Genomic DNA, 18,998 nt, shown 5'->3' with positions numbered 1-18,998 from the left:
GCGCGGTGACACATCCGGGCGCGGCACGGCCGGGCGAACCGGGCTGGCAGCAGCACCCGGGCGTCGGAGCACCGCCACCACAGCGGGCGGCCCCGGGGCAGCAGGACGTTCCACCCGCCCCCACGATCGGTGGGACCGCAGCGGGACAGGCCTGGGCCCCCCAGCGGGGGCAGGGGCGGGCCCCGGTCGGCACGGTGCACAGCAGCCGGGCCGCCGTCGCCGCCCAGGCCACGGCGACAGCGCAGGCTGCGGCGCAGGCGACCGCGGCGGCACCGGCCGCATCCGCCGCCCGGCCCACGGCCGGCGCTGCGCCGCTGGCCGAGGCGGTCGGCAGCGCCCAGGCCGCCGCAGTCGCCACCCCGGTGGTACGCCCGTACCGGCGACCCTTGCGCATCGCCGGCATCCATGTGGCCCAGTTGGTGGCCTGGCAGGCCGGCGCGGCCGCCGTGCTGGCCGCGGCCAGCCAGGGCGTCCCCCTGGCCGTCGGGGTGACCGCCGCAGTGTTGCTGCTGCTCTCCCCGACCCTGCTGCGCCACCGGGGCCGGTGGCTCTACCAGTGGTTGGCGGTCGGGTGGAGTTATCGGGGCCGACGCCGACAGTTGGCCGCCACCGGGCCGGACCCCCGATGGCAGTTGCTGACCCATCTTGAGGACAGCGTGGAGCTGGAGCGGGTCGAGATCGACGACCAGCCCGCGGTGCTGCTGACCCACCGGGGTGGGCTCAGTGCCGTACTGGAGGTGGATCCGACCGAGGGTGCCCTGCTCGTGGGCAGTCCGCAGGCCCTGCCGTCGCCGATGGCTCTGCTTCCGGCGTCCGATCCCCAGGCCCCACCGGTGACGGTGCAGGTGCTGATCCAGGTCACCCCGGCCCCTCGGGTCCGCGCGGCGGCGGTGGAACGGGCCTACCGGGAGCTGACCGAGGGGGCGGTGCCGGCCAGTCGGCAAGCGTGGGTGGTGCTCCAGGCTCCGCGTACCCCGGATTTTCACGCCGACCGTGACCTGCGTCCGGCGCTGACCGCGGCGATCCGCCGGACCCGACGCCAGCTTCGGCAGGACCGGGTGACCGCCCGCCTGCTCAACCGCGACGAGGTGCTGGCGGCCGTCGCCAACCTGACCCATCTCACCGGTGAGCCGGTGGCGGGGGACCGTCCGCTGGCCCGGGAGAGTTGGCGCAGCTGGTCGGCGGAGGGCACCCCGCAGAGTTGCCACCGACTGGTGGACTGGCCGGACCGGCACTGGGAGGTGGATCCGCTGCTGCGTGGGCTGCCGGCGGCGGCTGCCGTGGTGTCGATCGCGGTGGCCCGGGAGACCGGTCGCCAGGGTGCCGACAACGCCGTGGTCGAGGTGGCCTTCCGATTGATCGGTACGGACGTCACCGCCCTGACCGCCGCCGACACCGCCCTGCACGAGGCGATCCGGGGTCAGGGTGGTCGCCTGCAACGACTCGACGGCGAACACGCCCATGGCGTCACCGCCACCCTGCCGTTCGGAGGCTTCCTGCGGTGAACACTGTCGCTTTCCCGGGCAGCCGGATCGGCCTGCACCTAGCCGACGGGCCCACCGTGGCCGGGCTCAGCCTGGTCGCCGGGGGCGGCGGGCTGGTGGTGGGCCGTAATCGCCAGCAGGAACCGGTCGGCCTCCGGCTGTTCCGGGCCGAGCCGACCCGGTTGATGCTGACCGGCGGGGTACGCGTCGCGGAACTGCTCAGCTTCCGCGCCCTGGCCCTGGGTGCCCGGCTGTTCATCCAGACCGCCAGGGAACAGGAGTGGGACGCCTTCCTGCGCCGCTGCGTCATCGGCCGGGAGATCGCCTCCTTCCTGCCGCCGGGGGTGCCCCCACCCCTGCCGGCGACCCCGACCCAACCCCAGCTCGTCGTGATCGATACCGGTCCGGTGACCGGGCCGGACACCAACCTGAGCGCACCCTGGCGGGCGACCCTGGTGGTCCGCGACGACCTGGCCGGCTGGGATGTCGAGGTGCTGGTCCGCAGCGACATCGTCGTGCTCCAGCGGCTCACCGCCCCGGAGGCCGCCACGGCGGCGAACGCCCTGGGCCTGGTCAGCGTGCAGAGCTGGTTCACCCAGCTCCACCCGGAGATGGTCGGTCTGATCACCAAGGGCAAGGTGCAGTGGGTGATGCTCAGCATGACCGGCACGGAGCGGCAACTGATCGGGCCGGTAGCCCGGGGCAGCTGAGCCACCGGGCGGGATCGGTCGTCCACATTCCGCTCATCGAGAGCGATCACGCAGGCCAGTGCCGCCTCGACCGCCATCATGTTTCCGGATTAGGTACATCTGGTGGCTCCCGCACGGCCATCTGCGCCGCTTATCCTCCACCGGTCTAACACCCTCGGAGGCCCTGCGGAGGCCCAGCAGATGCAGCTACGAAAAAGCAGGCGGCAACTCACGATTCCGGGCGTACTGGTCACCGCCACTGCGCTCTTACTGGGCAGCGGTACCACCGCTTTCGCCGCGCCCGCCTCAGCCACACCGTTCCTCAGCGAGATCCACTACGACAACGCCGGCACCGATATCGACGAGGCGATCGAGATCGAGGCGCCGGCCGGCTTCGACCTGACCGGCTGGCAGATCGTCCTCTACAACGGCGGAAACGGTACGGCGTACCACACCCGGACACTGACCGGGACGGTGCCGGAGTCCGGTGTGGTCGTCGCCGGGTACCCGGTCAACGGCATCCAGAACGGTGACCCCGACGGTGTCGCGCTGGTCTCGCCGAGCAACTCGGTAACCGAGTTCATCACCTACGGCGGCACCTTCACGGCGGTCGGCGGACCGGCCAACGGCATGGCCGGCAGTGACATCGGGGTCAAGCAGTCCAGCAGCACCCCGGTCGGACACTCCCTCCAGAAGATCGACGGAGTCTGGAAGGCACCGGCGCCCAACAGCTTCGGCGTCCGCAACACCGCCAGCGGCCCGGGTCCGGAAGACCCGCCGACCGGCTGTGACATCGCGGTCGACCACACCATCGCCCAGGTTCAGGGGGCCGGCGCGACCACTCCGGTGGCCGGTACCCGGGTCACCGTCGAGGGTGTCGTCACCGCCGACCACCGCACCGGTGGCTACAACGGGGTGTACGTGCAGACGGCCGGCAGCGGTGGGGAGCGTCCGGTCGCCGCCGGCACCGCCTCGGATGGCATCTTCGTCTACCTGACCACCAACACCGCCAACCACCCGACGGTCACCATCGGCGACCGGGTCCGGGTCCGGGGTACGGCCAGCGAGTTCAACGGGCTCACCCAGCTCACCATCGCGGCCCGTGGCGACGTGCAGGTGTGCGAGCAGGGTGCTCCGCTGCCCGCGCCGGTCCCGGTGGAGCTTCCGCTGACCGACGACGCCCGCGAGTCGGTCGAGTCGATGCTGGTCGCCCCGGTCGGCGCGTACGCCGTCTCCGAGGTCTACAACACCAACCGCTACGGCGAGGTGGCCCTCGCGGCCGGTGACAAGCCGGCGCTGACCCCGACCGATGTGGCCCGCCCCGGCTCGGCGCAGGCCCAACAGATCGCCGCGGACAACAAGGCCCGCCGGGTCCTGCTGGACGACGGCCGGACCACCAACCTGTCCACCGCCGGTCTGCTGCCGCCGTACGTGTCCATGGACAGCCCGCTGCGGGTCGGCGACTCGGTCGAGGCCTTCGGGCCCTCGGTGCTGTCGTACGCCTTCAACGAGTGGCGTCTGCAGCCCACCCGCCCGGTCGACGCGGACACCCGCCCGGCCGACCGGACCACCTTCAAGGTCACCAACCCGCGTACGACCGCCCCGGTCAACGTCGGTGGCGACCTGCGGGTGGCCAGCTTCAACGTGTTGAACTACTTCGTGCACTTCGGTGGGGACGCCCGAGGCGCAGCCAACGAGGCCGCCCTGGTCAAGCAGGAAGCGAAGATCGTCTCGGCGATCAGCGCCCTGGACGCCGACGTGGTCGCCCTGGAGGAGATCGAGAACTCGGTCCGGTTCAGCGCCTCGGACCCCCAGCGCGCCCTCAAGCGCCTGGTCGCCGCCCTGAACACCGCGGACGGTGCGGGCACCTGGGACTACGTTCGCACTCCGGCGGAACTGCCGGGCGCCGCCCAGCAGGACTTCATCACCACGGCGATCATCTTCAAGCCGGCCAAGGCGCAGCCCAAGGGGGCCTCGCGGTCGGTGAACGACGAGAGTGTCTGGTTCAACGCCCGCGAGCCGATCGCGCAGACCTTCACGGCCGGTCCGCTGGACTTCGTGGTGGTGGCCAACCACTTCAAGTCCAAGAGTGGTGCCGGGGCCGGCGACAACGCCGACACCGGTGACGGTCAGGGCGGCTGGAACGGTGACCGGGTCCGCCAGGCCACCGCGCTGGCCACCTTCGTGGACCAGGTCAAGACCGACAGCGGCACCGACAACGTACTGCTGCTGGGTGACTTCAACGCGTACACCCAGGAGGACCCGATGCAGGTCCTCTACGGCCGGGACTACCGCAACCTGAACAACACCGGGAAGACCAGCTATGTCTTCAACGGTGAGTCCGGCTCCCTGGACCACGCGCTGGCCTCGCCGTCGCTGGCCGACCGGGTCACCGGGGTGGACGTGTGGCAGATCAACGCTGTCGAGTCGTACGCCTTCCAGTACGACGGGCTGGCCGCCTTCTACGCACCGGACCCCTTCCGGGCCAGCGACCACAACCCGCTGGTCGTCGGGATCAACACCGGGGCCAACCCGGTCGACCTGCAACTGCTGAGCATCAACGACTTCCATGGCCGGCTGGAGTCCCCGGCCACCGTGGGCGGTCAGCCGGCCGGTGGGGCGGCTCAACTCGCCGGTCTGGTGAACCAGTTGCGGGCGCAGAACCCGAACACCGCCTTCGTGTCGGCGGGCGACAACATCGGCGCCTCCACCTTCATCTCGGCGATCGACGACGACAACCCGACCATCGACGCGTTGAACGCGGCCGGTCTGACCGCCTCGGCGGTCGGTAACCACGAGTTCGACAAGGGCATGACCGACCTGACCGGTCGGGTCACCGAGCGGGCGGACTTCCCGCTGCTGGGTGCCAACGTGTACCGGGACGACACCCGGGCGCTGCCGGCGTACTCCGTCAGCAGCATCGGTGGGGTCCGGGTCGGCTTCGTCGGTGTGGTCACCGAGCAGACCGGCTCGCTGGTCAGCCCGGACGGCATCGTCGGCATCACCTTCCGCGACCCGGTCGCCGAGGCCAACCTCGTCGCCGGTCAGCTCAAGGACGGCAACCCCGCCAACGGTGAGGCCGACGTGGTGGTGCTGCTGGCCCACGAGGGTGCCGCCACGGAGAACATCGACTCCGCCGAGGCGCTGGCCAACGACCCGGTCTTCGGCAGGTTCACCCGGGTCGACGCCACCATCGACGCCATCTTCAGCGGTCACACCCACCAGCCGTACGCCTTCGAGGTCCCGGTGCCGGGCACCGACAAGTTGCGTCCGGTGGTGCAGGCCGAGGACTACGGCAAGCGGCTGGGCAAGGTCACCCTGACCTTCGACCCGGAGTCGAACTCCGTCACCGCCGCCGACGCCTCGCTGGTGGACGTGGTCGGTGCGCCGCAGGACCCGACGGTGGCCGACATCGTGGCCGCCGCCAAGGTGCGGGCGCAGGAGCTGGGCCAGCGGCAGCTGGGCGAGATCACCGCCGACATCCGCCGGGCCTACACCGACGGCAACGAGGACCGGGGCAAGGAGTCGGCGCTGGGCAACTTCATCGCCGACGTGCAGTTGGCCGGCACCTCCGCCCCCGGTCGGGGTGGGGCTCAGATCGCCTTCATGAACCCGGGCGGTCTGCGGGCCGACCTGCTGTACCGCACCGACGGCACGGTGACCTACGCCGACGCCTTTTCCGTCCAGCCGTTCTCCAACGACGTGGTCACCAAGTCCTACACGGGTGCGGAGATCAAGCAGACGTTGGAGCAGCAGTGGCAGCCGACCGGAGCATCCCGGCCGGTGCTGTGGCTGGGTGTGTCGAAGGGCTTCAGCTACACCTACGATCCGCAGGCCGAACGGGGTTCGCGGATCACCTCGATGCAGCTCAACGGCGTACCGATCGACCCGACGGCCACCTACCGGGTGACGGTGAACTCCTTCCTCGCCGCCGGTGGGGACAACTTCACCGCTCTGGGTGGGGGCACCGACCGGGCGACCACCGGCGACAACGACCTCACCATGCTGGTGAACTACCTCGCCGCGAACTCGCCGGTCACCGCCGACACCACCCCCCGCTCCAGCGTGGGGCAGGGCACCCCGGCGTGGGAGGTCGAGGTGCAGGCCCGCACCCAGTGCATCGGCAGCACCGCGTACGTCTCGGTCAGCGCCCGTAACGCCGATCAGGTGGCGCTGAGCATCGAGCTGGTCACCTCGTACGGCTCGCGGGTAGTCGCCGAGGTCGCCCCGGGCAAGACGGCGTACCAGGCCTTCAACAGCCGGGCGAAGACCGTGTCGGCCGGTGTCTCGACGGTGAAGATCACCGGTACGGTCAACGGCCAACCGGTTACCTCGCAGGTCTCCTCGGCGTACGCCGCGATCACCTGCGGCTAGTTTCCATCCCGGGTGGCGGCGTTCGGGGACGCCGCCACCCGTTCCCCTATACGACAGGCACAACGGAGCATCGAATGCACAGAAGCAACCACCGGCGACTGTTCGCCGCCGTCGCGGCCAGCGCCTTCTTCGCCGGGTCGGTGGCGCTGGCCGCGCCGGCCTCGGCCGAGCCGGTCGACAGCACGGATGTACGGGTGACCGTGGACATCGAGGAGGTCGAGGAACCGGGGGTGCTGGCGATGTCCATCGCCGGTGACTCGGTGGCGTTGTCCGAGGACGGGTCGACGCTGCTGGTGCGTCAGTTCACCGGCACCCTGCCCACGGTGACCGTCACGGACACCCGCACCCCGGACGAGGTGCCCGAGGGGGCCGCCTGGGCGGTGCTGGGTAACGCCACCGACTTCGTCGGGAACTCCGGCCAGGCCCCGATCAGCGCCGGGCACCTGGGCTGGAAGCCGAGGCTGATCGACGGTGGGGACACCGGTCTGGTCAGCGCCGGCGAGGAGGTCGTCACCGTCGTCGACGAGCCGACCCAGCCGGGCAACAACGTGGGCCTGGTGGACCAGGAGCTGCTGGTCTCGACCTTCGACTCCGGTGCGGTGGCCGGTGGTGAGTACACCGTCGACGCGGATCTGTTCCTGCGTACCCCGGCGGATGTCGCCGCGGGTTCGTACACCTCGACCCTGACCCTGTCCCTGTTCGAGTGACTCTTTCGGGGGAGCCACAGTGTGGCTCCCCCGCCCGCTCCTGCTGCAAAGGAAGTCCGTGATGACCCGAACTCCGCTGCGAGTGCCGACCCGGCTGCTCGCCGTGCTGGCCGTGGTGCTGGCCCTCGTGCCGATCTCGTCGGCCGGCGCGATGGCGGAGCCGACCAGTCCCACGGTCACCTGGGCCGTCCAGCCGGCCGACCGCAACGGCCCGGACGGTCGCCGCTTCATCGAACGGACCCTCGACCCCGGTCAGGTGGTGACCGAACACCTGGCGGTCCGCAACTTCAGCGACTCGACCGTGGTCTTCTCCCTCAAGGCCGCCGACGGTTATCTCACCGACAAGGGTCGCTTCAACATGCTGCCCTCCCACGAGAAGTCCGTGGCCGGTGGCACCTGGATCACCGTGCAGGACAAGGTGACCGTCGAGGCCGGCGGTACGAAGGTGGTGCCGTTCACCATCACCGTGCCCGAGGACGCCACCCCCGGCGACCACCCGGCGGGCATCGCGGCGACCGTCACCAGCACCGGCGGCACGGTGGCCGTGGAGAGCCGGGTCGGTTTCCGGGTCATGCTGCGGGCCAGCGGTACGGTCACCGCCAGCGTGGCGCTCAGCGACCTCACCGCCACCTACACCCCCTCCTGGAACCCCTTCTCCGCCGGCACTGTCAAGGTCGGCTACACCGCGACGAACGACGGCAATGTGGCCCTGACCGGCGCCGGCACGGTGACCGTCGGGGAGCTGTTCGGCCTGGTCGAGCAGAAGGGCTCGACCGAGGTGGCCGAGACCCTGCCCGGCGGCCAGCAGGTGGTCGACACCCAGGTCGAGGGGGTCTGGGGGCTGGGCCGGCTGAAGACCACCGTCTCGGTCACGCCCGCCGTTCAGGGCGGCGACCCGACCGGCGCCGAGATCCGACCCGGTACGGCTACCGTCACCACCTGGATCGTCCCCTGGCCGCAACTGGCGCTGCTGCTCCTGCTCGGCCTGCTGATTTTCGCCTACCGGTTCATCACCCAGCGCCGTCGGCGGCGGCTGGCCCAACTGCTGGCCACCGCCCGGGAAGAGGGCCGGGCCGAGGGCCGCCGGACCACCCCGGTCGGCTGAGCCGCGCCTCAGCCGGCGCGGAACACGATGGTGTAGCTGAACGAGGTGCCGTCGACCTGATACGCGTAGCAGCCGGGCCCATCGACCGTGGTGGTGCCCGGCAGGTCGGTGTCCGCCCTGGTCAGCACGGCATGGTGGCCGTCGTGACGAGGCTCGCCCAGGTAGGAGAACTCGGCCGAGGCGGCACCCGGTGCGTCGATGCGCCCCGCGCGTACCAGCACCGGGCCGGTGTAGCCGGTGGCCAGCCAGCGCACCTTCGCCGTGTAGCTGCCGTCGACCTGCCGGTCGCTGGGGCGCAGCGGCAGGGCTTCCCCGACGAAGTAGTCGGCGATCGGGTAGACCGGGCCCGGCCCCAGCACCCGCCGGGCCTGGTCCGGGTTGCTCCAGCGCTGCGGTTCGGCGACCGGGCAGGTGCCGTCGGGGGCCACGCTGGGCAGTCGCAGCGGTGGGACCGCGAGGTCGCCCGGGGATGCCGACGGGGAGGGTGCCGTCGGTGCGGCAGAGGGGGTGTCCGCCGGCGCGCGGTCACAGCCGACCAGCGTCGACCCGAGCGCAACGAGAGTCAGCATCCGAAACAGCCGCGTCATCTCCGCAGTATCGACCACCGTCGGTGTTTTCCGCTGCCCGGTGCCGCACGGCCCGGTCGACCGGGTGTAGGCGCACCGTTTCGTCGTAACGGCGGGGTCCGCAGGGGCGGGATACCGCCGTTGCGGCGAAACGGAGTCGATCAGCGGGTCTTTCCCGCCTACCGCAGACCGGATTCGTAGACGGCGATCACCGCCTGTACCCGGTCGCGGCAGCCGAGCTTGCGCAGCACCTCGGAGACATGGGTCTTGACGGTCTCGTCCCCGATGCCGAGATCGGCGGCCACCTCGGCGTTGGATCGGCCCCGGGCGACAGCGAGCAACACCTCCCGCTCCCTCGGAGTGAGGGTCGCGATCCGCTCAGCCCAAGGCCCGGTCAACCCCGGCGACCCGGCCTCGACAACCGGCCCCGACACCTCCCCTTCAGCCCCGCCCGCCGCCACCGACGCTTCCGCCCCGGTCGCCGGTGGTGTGGTCGTTTCGGCCGGTGCAGATGAGGGGGCGGTCGATCCGGCGCCGGCGGTGCGACGTCGGCGCAGTACGGCGGCGAACAGCACTACGGCGCCTACTGCGCCCAGGTAGAACGCCAGGTAGGTCAGGCGGATCCGGTCGATCCACCGATCCGGTTCACCGGGGAGCAGGTTGACCGGCCCGACCAGCGGGACATGCCAGTACATCTCGCTGGTGCAGTACAGCACGGCGAGGGTGACCGCCAGCGCCGCCAGGGCCAGGGCGAGCCAGCGCGCCCCCTCGTAGACGGCGATCCCGAGCACCGCCAGCACAGCCAGCCACCAGCCCCAGGCGACCACCCCGAGCAACGGCGACAGCACCCAGGGGACAGCCGTCAGCGCGCAGGCCACCTTCAGCCGGTACCGGGAGGAGGCGACCGCCGCGACCGCCGCCAGGTTGGCGATGCCCAGCCCGAGCCGGGCCGGATCGATGAGCCAGGTGCTGGCACCCTCGTACAGGGCGTCCACCCCCCACCACGGGGTGGCCAGCAGCACCGTCCCCACCACTCCGGCGAGCACCAGCGGTACGGCCCCCCGGGCCACCCCGCCGCGCAGGTCCGGAGCGGCCAGATCGGTAGAGGTCAGATCCGGGTTCGCCATGCCGCGAGCATGCCAGCCGCCGGTCGACATTCGCCTCCCCGAGAGGCGGGAAATCAGGGCTCGATCAGCTCCCCCGTCCGGGGGAGACCGCTCTCTTCACCCCCGTTGACCTGCGCAAGGAGGCCGGCAGCCGGGATGGTCGCGCTCCCGGCATTCCTCCTGGCCGATCTCCGCTCGACCGCACTTCCCGGCGGCTTACGGTCAGGATCAGCCGTTGTTCCGCGAGCGCCTGTTCGCTGACCTCGAGGTGAGGGGGAGGCATGACGTCGCACCGTGCGGGTCATCGAAGGCGTCGACCGGAGCACCGGCGTCCGGCCGGTCCACGGCCCCCCGCAACCGGTCCCCACCCCCTGCGCCGCTGATGTGCGGAATCAGTGGGGAGGCCAGGTTCGACGGTACGACCCCGGATGCCGCCGCGGTGACTCGGATGACGGAGGCGATGCGGTCCCGGGGGCCGGACGGTACGGGCCGGTGGAGCGAGGACTGGGTGGCCCTGGGGCATCGACGGTTGACCATCATCGACCTGTCCGAGGCCGGCAGTCAGCCGATGGTGCGGGAGGATCTGGCCCTGGCCCTGGTCTTCAACGGCTGCATCTACAACTATCCCCAGCTACGCGAGGAGTTGCGGGCCGCGGGCCACACCTTCCGCTCCACCAGCGACACCGAGGTGATCCTGGTGGCGTACGCCCAGTGGGGTGAGGACTTCGTCGACCACCTGGTCGGCATGTTCGCCGTCGGCCTGGTCGATCAGGCTCGGCGTCGGTTGGTGCTGGCCCGGGACCGGCTCGGCATCAAACCCCTCTACCTGGCCGAGACGGCGGGCCGGCTGCGGTTCGCCTCCACCCTGCCGGCCCTGCTGGCCGCCGGGGAGGTGGACACCGAGGTCGACCCGGTGGCGTTGCACCACTACCTGTCCTGGCACTCGATCGTGCCCGCCCCCCGGACCATCCTGCGCGGGGTGCGGAAGCTGCCCCCGGCGACCGTACGGGTCATCGAGGCCGACGGACGCAGCCGGGAACACGCCTACTGGCGACCCGACTACCTTCGCCGACCCGTCCACACCGGGTGGGAGGCGCGGGACTGGCAGGAGGCGATCGGCGATGCCCTGCGTACGGCCGTGGCCCGGCGGCTGGTCGCCGACGTGCCGGTCGGGGTGCTGCTCTCCGGCGGGTTGGACTCCAGTCTCATCGTGGCGCTGCTGGCCGAGGCGGGGCAGGAACACCTGCGTACCTTCAGCATCGGCTTCGACAGTCGCGGTGGCGAGGCCGGCGACGAGTTCCACTACTCCGACCTGGTGGCCCGCGCCTTCGATACCGACCATCAACGCCTGCAACTGGCCGACGACGACCTGGTGCCGGCGGTACGCCGGACGGTCGAGGCGATGACCGAGCCGATGGGCAGCCACGACGTGGTCGCCTTCCATCTGCTCTCCGAGCAGGTCGCGCGGCACGTGAAGGTGGCGCAGTCCGGGCAGGGGGCGGACGAGGTGTTCGCCGGGTACGGCTATCACCAGCCCTTCGCCGAAATGCCCCGGGATCGGGCTGCGGCAGCCTTCGCCGAGGCCTTCTTCGACCACGGGCACCCGGAACTGGCCGAGGTCGTCGGCCCGGCGTACGCCTTGGCCGGTGATGCCAGCGGCGACCTGGTCCACGCGGAGCTGACCGCGCCCGGTGCGGACACCGCGTTGGACGCCGTACTGCGCCTGGACACCCATCTGATGCTGCCGGACGATCCGGTGAAACGGGTGGACAGCATGAGCATGGCCTGGGGGTTGGAGGTACGCACTCCCTTCCTCGACCAGGACCTGGTCGCCCTGGCCGCCGCCTGCCCGCCGGAGCACAAGGTCGCCCAGGGCGGCAAGGGGGTGCTCAAGGAGGTGGCCCGCCAGGTCCTGCCGACGGAGGTGATCGACCGGCCGAAGGGCTACTTCCCGGTGCCCGCGCTGCGCAACGTCGACGGGCCGATCCGCGAACTGGTCGTCGAGGCGTTGCGGGCCCCGGCCGCGCGGGAGCGTGCCCTGTTCCGGCCCGAGTACGTCGACCGGCTGCTCGCCGACCCACAGGCGGCGCAGGCGGCGGCCGGCAGCAACAAGCTGTGGCAACTCGGCCTGCTGGAACTCTGGCTCCAGACCCATGGCGTCCGGTAGCCGGGGGGTCGAGCCGACCCGGCTGACCCTGGGGGTGGAGGAGGAGTTCCTGCTGCTGAATCCGGACACCGGGGAGAGCATGCCGGTGGCCGAGCAGGTGCTGGCCGCCCTGTCCGGCACCGCCCGTGCCCAGAGCCGGCAGGAGTTCCGGCACAGCATGTTGGAGATGGTCACCCCGGTCTGCGCCGACCTCGGGCAGTTGCGCGAACATCTGATCACCCTGCGCCGGTCCGCCGCCGAGGCCGCTGAGGCGGCCGGCGCACGACTGGTGGCGGTGGGCGCGACCCCGGTGGGCGAGGCCCAGCTGACCGTGCCGGACGAGCAGCGCTACCACGCGATGTCCCGCCGTTTCGGGCCGGTGGCCCACGATCCCGCGGTGTGCGGCTGCCATGTGCACGTCGGGGTGCCGGACCGGGAACTGGCCGTGCAGGTGTGCAACCACCTGCGGCCGTGGCTGCCGGTGGTGCAGGCGCTGACCGCCAACTCCCCGCTGTACGACGGTCGGGACACCGGTCACAACAGTTGGCGGTCCATGCAACTGGAACGCTGGCCGAGTATCGGGCCCACCCCGCATTTCGAGTCGGTCGCCGACTACGACGCCACCGTGCAGGAGTTGATCACCGCCGGGATCATGCTCGATGCCGCGATGGTCTACTGGTACGCCCGCCCGTCTGCCGCGTACCCCACGGTCGAGGTCCGGGTCGGCGACGTCTGCCCCTGCGTGGACGACACCGTGCTGGTCGCCGCCCTGGTCCGGGCGCTCGTCGCCACGATGATCGACCGGGTACGCGAGGGGGTGCGGCCCCTGCGGATCCGGGACTGCCTGGTCGCGGCCGCGCACTGGCGGGCCGCCCACGACGGAGTCGACGGGGTGCTCGTCGATCTGTGCAACGGCGGCGCCCGACCCGCCTGGGAGTTGGTCGACGACCTGCTCGACACGGTCACCCCCGCACTGACCCGCCATGACGATCTGGACCTGGTGCTCCGGCAGACCGAACGGTTGCGCCGGGAGGGCACCGGCGCCACCCGGCAACGTCGGGTGATGGCCGCCACCGACGGCGACGTCCAGGCCGTGCTGCGACACCTGATCGCCCAGACCGTGGCGGGTTGACCCCTCCGGGTTGGCCCCGGCGGGCCACCGGTTGGCCCAGCGGGGCCGCCGGAGCGGGAAGTGACCTCGACAGTGTTTCGACGACGAGGAGGACGCGTGTTCAGCCACACCAAGAACCTTCAGTTCGAGGCCAAGCCGGACGGGCCCGACGCCGCGTTCGCCCGCCGGCTCCAGGAAGTCCTGGGCGGCAAATGGGGTGAGATGACCGTCGCCAACCAATACCTCTACCAGGGCTGGAACTGCCGACTCCCCGGAAAGTACAAGGACCTGCTCCTCGATGTCGGCACCGAGGAGATGGGCCATGTCGAGATGATCGCCACGATGATCACCCGGCTGCTGGAACACGCGCCGCTGTCCCTACAGGAGGCCGCCGAGGGCAACCCGATGGTGGGGGCGATCTACGGGGGCTCCAACCCGGCGCACTTCATCCACGGCGGCGGTGGTGCGATGCCGGTGGACAGTGTCGGGATGCCGTGGAGCGGCAACTACGTCACCGCCAGCGGCAACCTCATGGCGGACTTCCAGCTCAATGTCACCGCCGAGGCCCAGGGTCGGCTTCAGGTCTCCCGCCTGTTCAACATGACCGACGACCCCGGGGTCAAGCAGATGCTGCGGTTCCTGCTGGCTCGGGACACCATGCACCAGAACATGTGGATGGCGGCCATCGAGCAGCTCAAGGAGGACGGGCTGGAAGGGATGCCGGTGCCGGACGCCTTCCCCGACTCCCCGGATTTCACCGAGGAGTTCAGCTACGCCTATCTCGACTTCTCCCCCGACGGGGATGCCGCCCAGGGCCGCTGGGCCGCCGGACCGGCACCGGACGGCAAGGGAGAGTTCCGGTACGACAAGACACCCCGCGCGCACGCCCCGGAGCCGGTCCTGCCGCCGGGAGACCCTCGCCTGTACGGCACCGACCCGGGGCTGGTGCAGGGGGTGGTCAACAAGGTCAAGAGCAAGGTCACCTGACGTGTCGGGCGGGCCCGGCCTGCGCCGAGCCCGCCCGTCCCCAGGTCATCCCCGGGGTTGTGTGGTACCCGTCAGCGTTGCAGGGTCAGTACGCCCGGACGGTACGGCAGCAGGCCGTAGTCGCCGCCCGAGTTCGGAGCCCGGCCCTGGTAGAGCAGTTGCAGGTTGCAGGGGTCGATCGTCATGGTCTGGTCGGCGTTGGAGCGGATCAACTCACCGTGGCTGATGTCGTTGGTCCAGGTCGCGTTGCTGTTGGCCTTGCCGGCGAACGGGTTGCTCTCGCTGGCGGCCTGCGGGGTCCACGTCCCACCCAGGCTGGTCGCGGTGAAGGACCGGAAGTAGCGGCCCTGCGACCCGATGGCCTCGACGATCATCAGGTACCGGTTCTGGCCCTGGAGCTTGTACACCTGCACACCCTCGAACAGGTTGTTCGTGGTGTCGGTCATGATCGTGGTGTAGTTCGATCCGAAGCTGCCCGGGAAGTTCCCGATCGGCATGCTGGCCCGGTAGATCCGGCCGTTGTCCCCGGCGAAGAACAGGTACATGTTCTGGTCGTCACCGATCAACGCCTGGTCGATCGGCCCGGTACCCGAGTTCGAGATCGACCCCGTGAACAGGGTCTGCGCCGACGACCAGCTGTTCACGTTCGTCGGGTTGGTCGAGGTCCGGTACGAGAAGGCCGGTCCACCCCACTGGTACGCGAGCACCCAGATGTTGCGCGGGGCGAAGTAGAACAACGAGGGCGCGACCGCCGCGAAGGGCATCTGGTTCTGGCTGGCCGAACCCATCTGGTTCCAGTTCGAGAACAGCCCGAAGTTCATCGAACCCCACGTCGTACCGGTGTCGTGGGTGGTGGCGTAGACCAGGTGCTGACCGTTGTACGGCGCGTGGGTGAAGTCCTTCAACGACACCCAACCCGCCCTCGGCTGCGCCAGGGCACCGGTCGAGGACCACCGGTACGTCGACGGCAGGTTGCAGGTGCCGGTCGGCGGCGGGGTGGTGGGGCCGGGGTCGGGGTTGTTGCCCCCGTCGACGCGGACGAGCTGCCACTGCTGGTTGGCGCCGTTCCAGTCGTCGTACTGCACGATGTTGCCGCCGTCGGCGGTCGAGGCGCCCTGCACCTCCACGACCTTGTTGCTGTGCCGGCTGATCAGTCGGACGTGGCCACCGTCGGAGTCGGCCAACCGGAACTGCTGGTTCGTCCCGTTGTGGTCGGTCCACTGCACGATGCTGCCGCCGTTGGCGGTCGACCAGTTGTAGATGTCGAGCACCTTGCCGGACAGCCGCGACTTCAGCCGGTAGTAGCCACCACCCGAGTCGACGAACTGCCACTGCTGCTGGTTGCCGTTGTTGCGCGTCCACTGGGTGATCCGCGCGCCGTCGTTGGTGGCCAGGTTGTAGACGTCCAGGGCCTTGCCACTGTTGCGGTTGAGCAGCACGTACCACGCGTTCGTGTCGACCGTCGCCGCGGCGGCCGGGGTCGACACCACCGCCACGGCGGCTACACCGCCCATCAGCGCCGCCACGCCGGCCGCAGCCATGCGCAGCAGCCGCCGTCGACTCCGACCCGGGGGTGGCGCGAGCAATGACGATCTACCCAAGGTAGACATGTTCCTCCTTCAAGATGACCAGGACCCGAACGGCCCACCCGGCAGGGGTGCACCGCTATGCACACAGTCCATCGACAAACCGACTGGTGTTAGCGCTAACACCGGCGTCCGCATGCCCTGGCGCACGCCGCAACCAAGATCGGACGCAACAGACTTGCCCGGCCAGCCTCGGCGTCGTCACCCTTGAACATCGAATGTGGGCGATAACATGCCGTTCGTCAAGTCGTAACTTGCCAGTTTCATCGATTCACCTGGCACCCACGCCGGCCGCCCAGCCGCTGCTGATCGTCACCGCATCGGTGACAGTGGCCCCGCCCATCCAACCGAGGGAAGAACCAGTCCGTTCAGACGGATGAGGACGCTAACATCGGCGACCGCGAGAACGAGGGCCCAAGGAGCACTTGGTCCGCCGGCGCTACCCGCCCAGCCCCGGCGCGTACCCGCCCTCGCTGGTTGACGGAGCCCAAAGAGCCTCCACTCGCGCCAGCCCTGACCCGGAAGCAGCAGACAGGAGCACCGGGGGCAAGCCCCAGTTTCGGTGAATTGCTGCACAAGGTGGGTCTGACCCATAGTTCCCGACAGGGGTGTCGGTATCTTTGCCGACATGCTGTCGGCTACCTATCGGATTCGGTGAGCCCATGTTCCTCGCCATACGCGAACTTACCTTCGCCCGTGGACGATTTGCCCTGATGGGCGTCGTCGTCGCCCTGATCGCGATCCTCACCGTGCTGTTGAGCGGACTCTCCGTCGGGCTGGTCAACGACGGAGTCTCCGGCCTGAAACGCCTCCCGGTCACCTCGCTGGCCTTCCAGCACGAGGTCGCCAAGGACTCGGCCTTCTCCCGCAGCGTCGTGGAGACCAGCGCCGTGGACACCTGGGCGGCCCAGGAGGGCGTGGCCGAGGCGGCACCGCTGGGCAACACCCTGGCCAACGGCCGGACCAACCAGGGGATCGAGGTCGACCTGGCCCTCTTCGGGGTCGAGGTCGGTTCCTTCCTGGACCCGGCAGTGGCCGAGGGCCAGCGCCTGGCCGGTGAAGGCGAAGTGGTGATCAGCGCCACCGCCGCCGAACTGGGCATCTCGGTCGGCGACACCATCACCCTGGAGCCCGCCAGCACCCCCCTGAAGGTGGTGGGCATCCTGGCCGACCAGCACACCTTCGGTCACGTCGACATCGGCTACCTTCCGCTGCGGTCCTGGCAGGAGGTGAAGGCCGGCGTCCGGGCAGGCGACGCCACCCCGGATCGCATCTACAACGAGATCACCGCGGTCGCGGTCCGCGCCGATGACGGCGCCGACGTCGACCTGGCGGCCGGGGACAAGGCCGCCGGCACCACCTCGATGACCCTGGAGCAGTCCTTCGGAGCCTCGCCGGGCTACACCGCCGAGACCTCGACCCTCCAGCTGATCCAGGTCTTCCTCTACGCCATCTCGGCCCTCGTGGTGGGCGCGTTCTTCACGGTGCTCACCGTGCAACGCAAACAGGAGATCGCCGTGATCCGGGCCCTCGGTGCCAGCACCCGCTACCTCCTGCGGGACAGCCTGATGCAGTCGGTGGTGCTCCTGGTCCTCTCCGCCGGGGTAGGCGTCGGCATCGGCGTGGCAGCCGGAGCCGCCATCTCGGCCACCCCCATGCCGTTCGCGCTGGAGGCCGCTCCCATCGCCGTGGCCACCGTGCTGCTGCTCGTCCTGGGCGTCGTCGGTGCCACCGTGGCCGTCCTGCGCATCACTCGCGTCGACCCGCTCACCGCGCTCGGAGGCAACCGATGACCGCCGTCCTGTCCCTGTCCGACGTCACCCTGGTCCACGGCGACGGCGAAGACACCGTCACCGCCCTCGACAAGGTCAACCTGGATGTCGCCGCGGGCGAGATGGTCGCCATCGTCGGCCCCTCCGGCGCGGGCAAGTCCAGCCTGCTGGCGGTCTGCGGAGCCCTGATCAGCCCCACCTCGGGCACGATCCGGCTCAACGACCTGGACCTCAGCGCGCAGTCCCCGCGCCGGCTCACCGCGATCCGTCGCGAGCGGATCGGCTTCGTGTTCCAGAGCGGCAACCTGATCCCCTCCCTGACCAGCCTCGACCAGGTACGGCTGCCGCTGACCTTCGGCAAGGTGGCCAACCCCCGCGATCCGCGGGAACTGCTGGCCGAGGTCGGCATGTCCCACAAGGCGGACCGGCGACCCCACCAGCTCTCCGGCGGCGAGCGGCAGCGGGTGGGCATCGCCCGGGCCCTCGTCACCCGCCCGCAGGTGCTCCTGGTGGACGAGCCGACCGCGGCGCTGGACCGTCAGCGCAGCCAGGACGTCGTCGCCCTGCTGGCCCGGGAGGCGCACGAGCACGGGGTGGCCACCGTCATGGTCACCCACGACCACGAGGTGCTGCACCACTGCGACCGGGTGCTTGAGATGATCGACGGCAGGCTGCAGCCCGCCGAGCACACCGCTGCGGTCTGACCCTCACCACCCCGATCAACTGCCGACGAGGAGGAGCGCGTGCCGCGGATCCAGGCGGCCAGCGTCGCCGAGCACCACGCCCGGCAACGGCGGGCCCTGCTGGACGCTGCACGCGCCCTGCTCGCGGAGACCGGGCAGGCGCCCTCCATGGCGGCGGTGGGGCGGCACGCCGGGCTGGCCCGTACCAGCGTCTACCAGTACTTCGCCTCTGCGGAGGAGCTTCTCGCCGCCGTCGTGGCCGACGTGTTCCCGGCCTGGGCCGGTCAGGTCCTGGCCCGGGTGTCGGCGGAGCCGACCGCGGCCACCCGGGTGTGGGCATACGTGGAGGCGAATGTCGAACTGTTCGCCGGCCCCGAGCAGGCGGTGGCCCGGGCACTGACCCGGGTGGTGGAGCCGCGCCTGTTGCAGGGCCCGATCGAGCAGTTCCACGCCCAACTCCAGGGGCCCCTGCGGCAGGCACTCACCGACCTGGGTGAGCCGGAGCCGGACATCATGGCCAAGCTCATCGACTCGCTCATCGTGCGGGCCTGCCAGGAGGTCGGCTCCACCCCCTGGACCGAGGCGGTGGGGATCGCCGCCGACACCCTGGCCCGGCTACGTCGACTGCTCGGCCCGTACCTGGGGCTGAGCCCACAGGTATGACCTGCGGGCTCAAAGCCAC

At 70.5% G+C, this 18,998-nt stretch carries 14 protein-coding genes; 11 read left to right on the top strand and 3 right to left on the bottom strand.

What is annotated here, in order from left to right; translation table 11 throughout:
- The first annotated feature begins 5 nt into the window (after positions 1-5).
- The 5 genes from eccE to ACGFIK_RS11300 all read left to right on the top strand — a co-directional run bounded on the left by eccE (position 6) and on the right by ACGFIK_RS11300 (position 8,359).
- Positions 6-1,505 (top strand): type VII secretion protein EccE, encoded by a 1,500-nt coding sequence (gene eccE, locus ACGFIK_RS11320; RefSeq protein ID WP_327023644.1) that lies wholly within the window; start codon positions 6-8, stop codon positions 1,503-1,505.
- Positions 1,502-2,194 (top strand): hypothetical protein, encoded by a 693-nt coding sequence (locus tag ACGFIK_RS11315; protein ID WP_327023643.1) that lies wholly within the window; start codon positions 1,502-1,504, stop codon positions 2,192-2,194. Before eccE ends, ACGFIK_RS11315 begins: the two co-directional genes overlap by 4 nt.
- Before the next feature lie 180 nt (positions 2,195-2,374).
- Complete coding sequence (locus ACGFIK_RS11310) at positions 2,375-6,547, top strand: ExeM/NucH family extracellular endonuclease (protein WP_393338970.1); 4,173 nt, start codon at positions 2,375-2,377, stop codon at positions 6,545-6,547.
- A 74-nt stretch (positions 6,548-6,621) separates the two neighbouring features.
- Positions 6,622-7,254: a hypothetical protein gene (locus ACGFIK_RS11305; protein WP_393338967.1), complete on the top strand. Its 633-nt coding sequence runs from the start codon at positions 6,622-6,624 to the stop codon at positions 7,252-7,254.
- 61 nt (positions 7,255-7,315) lie between these two features.
- Positions 7,316-8,359: a WxL protein peptidoglycan domain-containing protein gene (locus ACGFIK_RS11300; RefSeq protein WP_393338965.1), complete on the top strand. Its 1,044-nt coding sequence runs from the start codon at positions 7,316-7,318 to the stop codon at positions 8,357-8,359.
- Between the two features lie 8 nt (positions 8,360-8,367).
- On the opposite strand, the gene ACGFIK_RS11295 is transcribed toward ACGFIK_RS11300, so the two are convergent.
- Both ACGFIK_RS11295 and ACGFIK_RS11290 read right to left on the bottom strand, forming a co-directional pair.
- Positions 8,368-8,946: a hypothetical protein gene (locus ACGFIK_RS11295; RefSeq protein ID WP_393338963.1), complete on the bottom strand. Its 579-nt coding sequence runs from the start codon at positions 8,944-8,946 to the stop codon at positions 8,368-8,370.
- Positions 8,947-9,104: 158 nt separating this feature from the next.
- Entirely contained in the window at positions 9,105-10,052 is a 948-nt protein-coding gene (locus tag ACGFIK_RS11290) for a response regulator transcription factor (protein WP_393338961.1), read from the bottom strand.
- Positions 10,053-10,413: 361 nt separating this feature from the next.
- Here ACGFIK_RS11290 and ACGFIK_RS11285 point away from each other — a divergent pair, with 361 nt between their 5' ends.
- The 3 genes from ACGFIK_RS11285 to ACGFIK_RS11275 all read left to right on the top strand — a co-directional run bounded on the left by ACGFIK_RS11285 (position 10,414) and on the right by ACGFIK_RS11275 (position 14,275).
- On the top strand, positions 10,414-12,198 hold the full coding sequence (locus tag ACGFIK_RS11285) for an N-acetylglutaminylglutamine amidotransferase (protein ID WP_393338958.1): 1,785 nt from the start codon (positions 10,414-10,416) through the stop codon (positions 12,196-12,198).
- Positions 12,185-13,309, top strand: a complete 1,125-nt coding sequence (locus ACGFIK_RS11280; protein ID WP_327023635.1) for a glutamate--cysteine ligase — start codon at positions 12,185-12,187, stop codon at positions 13,307-13,309. The genes ACGFIK_RS11285 and ACGFIK_RS11280 overlap by 14 nt, the downstream gene beginning before the upstream one ends.
- A 96-nt stretch (positions 13,310-13,405) precedes the next feature.
- Positions 13,406-14,275 (top strand): manganese catalase family protein, encoded by an 870-nt coding sequence (locus tag ACGFIK_RS11275; RefSeq protein WP_327023634.1) that lies wholly within the window; start codon positions 13,406-13,408, stop codon positions 14,273-14,275.
- A gap of 71 nt (positions 14,276-14,346) precedes the next feature.
- Here the strand turns inward: ACGFIK_RS11275 and ACGFIK_RS11270 are convergent, their stop codons facing one another.
- Positions 14,347-15,885 (bottom strand): non-reducing end alpha-L-arabinofuranosidase family hydrolase, encoded by a 1,539-nt coding sequence (locus ACGFIK_RS11270; RefSeq protein WP_393338955.1) that lies wholly within the window; start codon positions 15,883-15,885, stop codon positions 14,347-14,349.
- Positions 15,886-16,574: 689 nt separating this feature from the next.
- Here ACGFIK_RS11270 and ACGFIK_RS11265 point away from each other — a divergent pair.
- Genes ACGFIK_RS11265 through ACGFIK_RS11255 form a run of 3 tightly spaced genes read left to right on the top strand, consistent with a single transcriptional unit; the run spans position 16,575 to position 18,979 of the window.
- The gene (locus tag ACGFIK_RS11265; protein ID WP_327023632.1) at positions 16,575-17,654 is read left to right on the top strand and encodes an ABC transporter permease; all 1,080 of its coding nucleotides are present in this window, start codon (positions 16,575-16,577) and stop codon (positions 17,652-17,654) included.
- Complete coding sequence (locus tag ACGFIK_RS11260; RefSeq protein ID WP_327023631.1) at positions 17,651-18,337, top strand: ABC transporter ATP-binding protein; 687 nt, start codon at positions 17,651-17,653, stop codon at positions 18,335-18,337. Before ACGFIK_RS11265 ends, ACGFIK_RS11260 begins: the two co-directional genes overlap by 4 nt.
- Positions 18,338-18,376: 39 nt before the next feature.
- Positions 18,377-18,979, top strand: coding sequence for a TetR family transcriptional regulator (locus ACGFIK_RS11255; protein WP_327023630.1), 603 nt, complete (start codon positions 18,377-18,379; stop codon positions 18,977-18,979).
- Positions 18,980-18,998: the final 19 nt, after the last annotated feature.

Origin of the sequence: Micromonospora sp. NPDC048871, from assembly GCF_043198155.1 — a bacterium.
Taxonomy (GTDB): domain Bacteria; phylum Actinomycetota; class Actinomycetes; order Mycobacteriales; family Micromonosporaceae; genus Micromonospora.
This window is presented reverse-complemented; position numbering and strand designations above follow the sequence as displayed.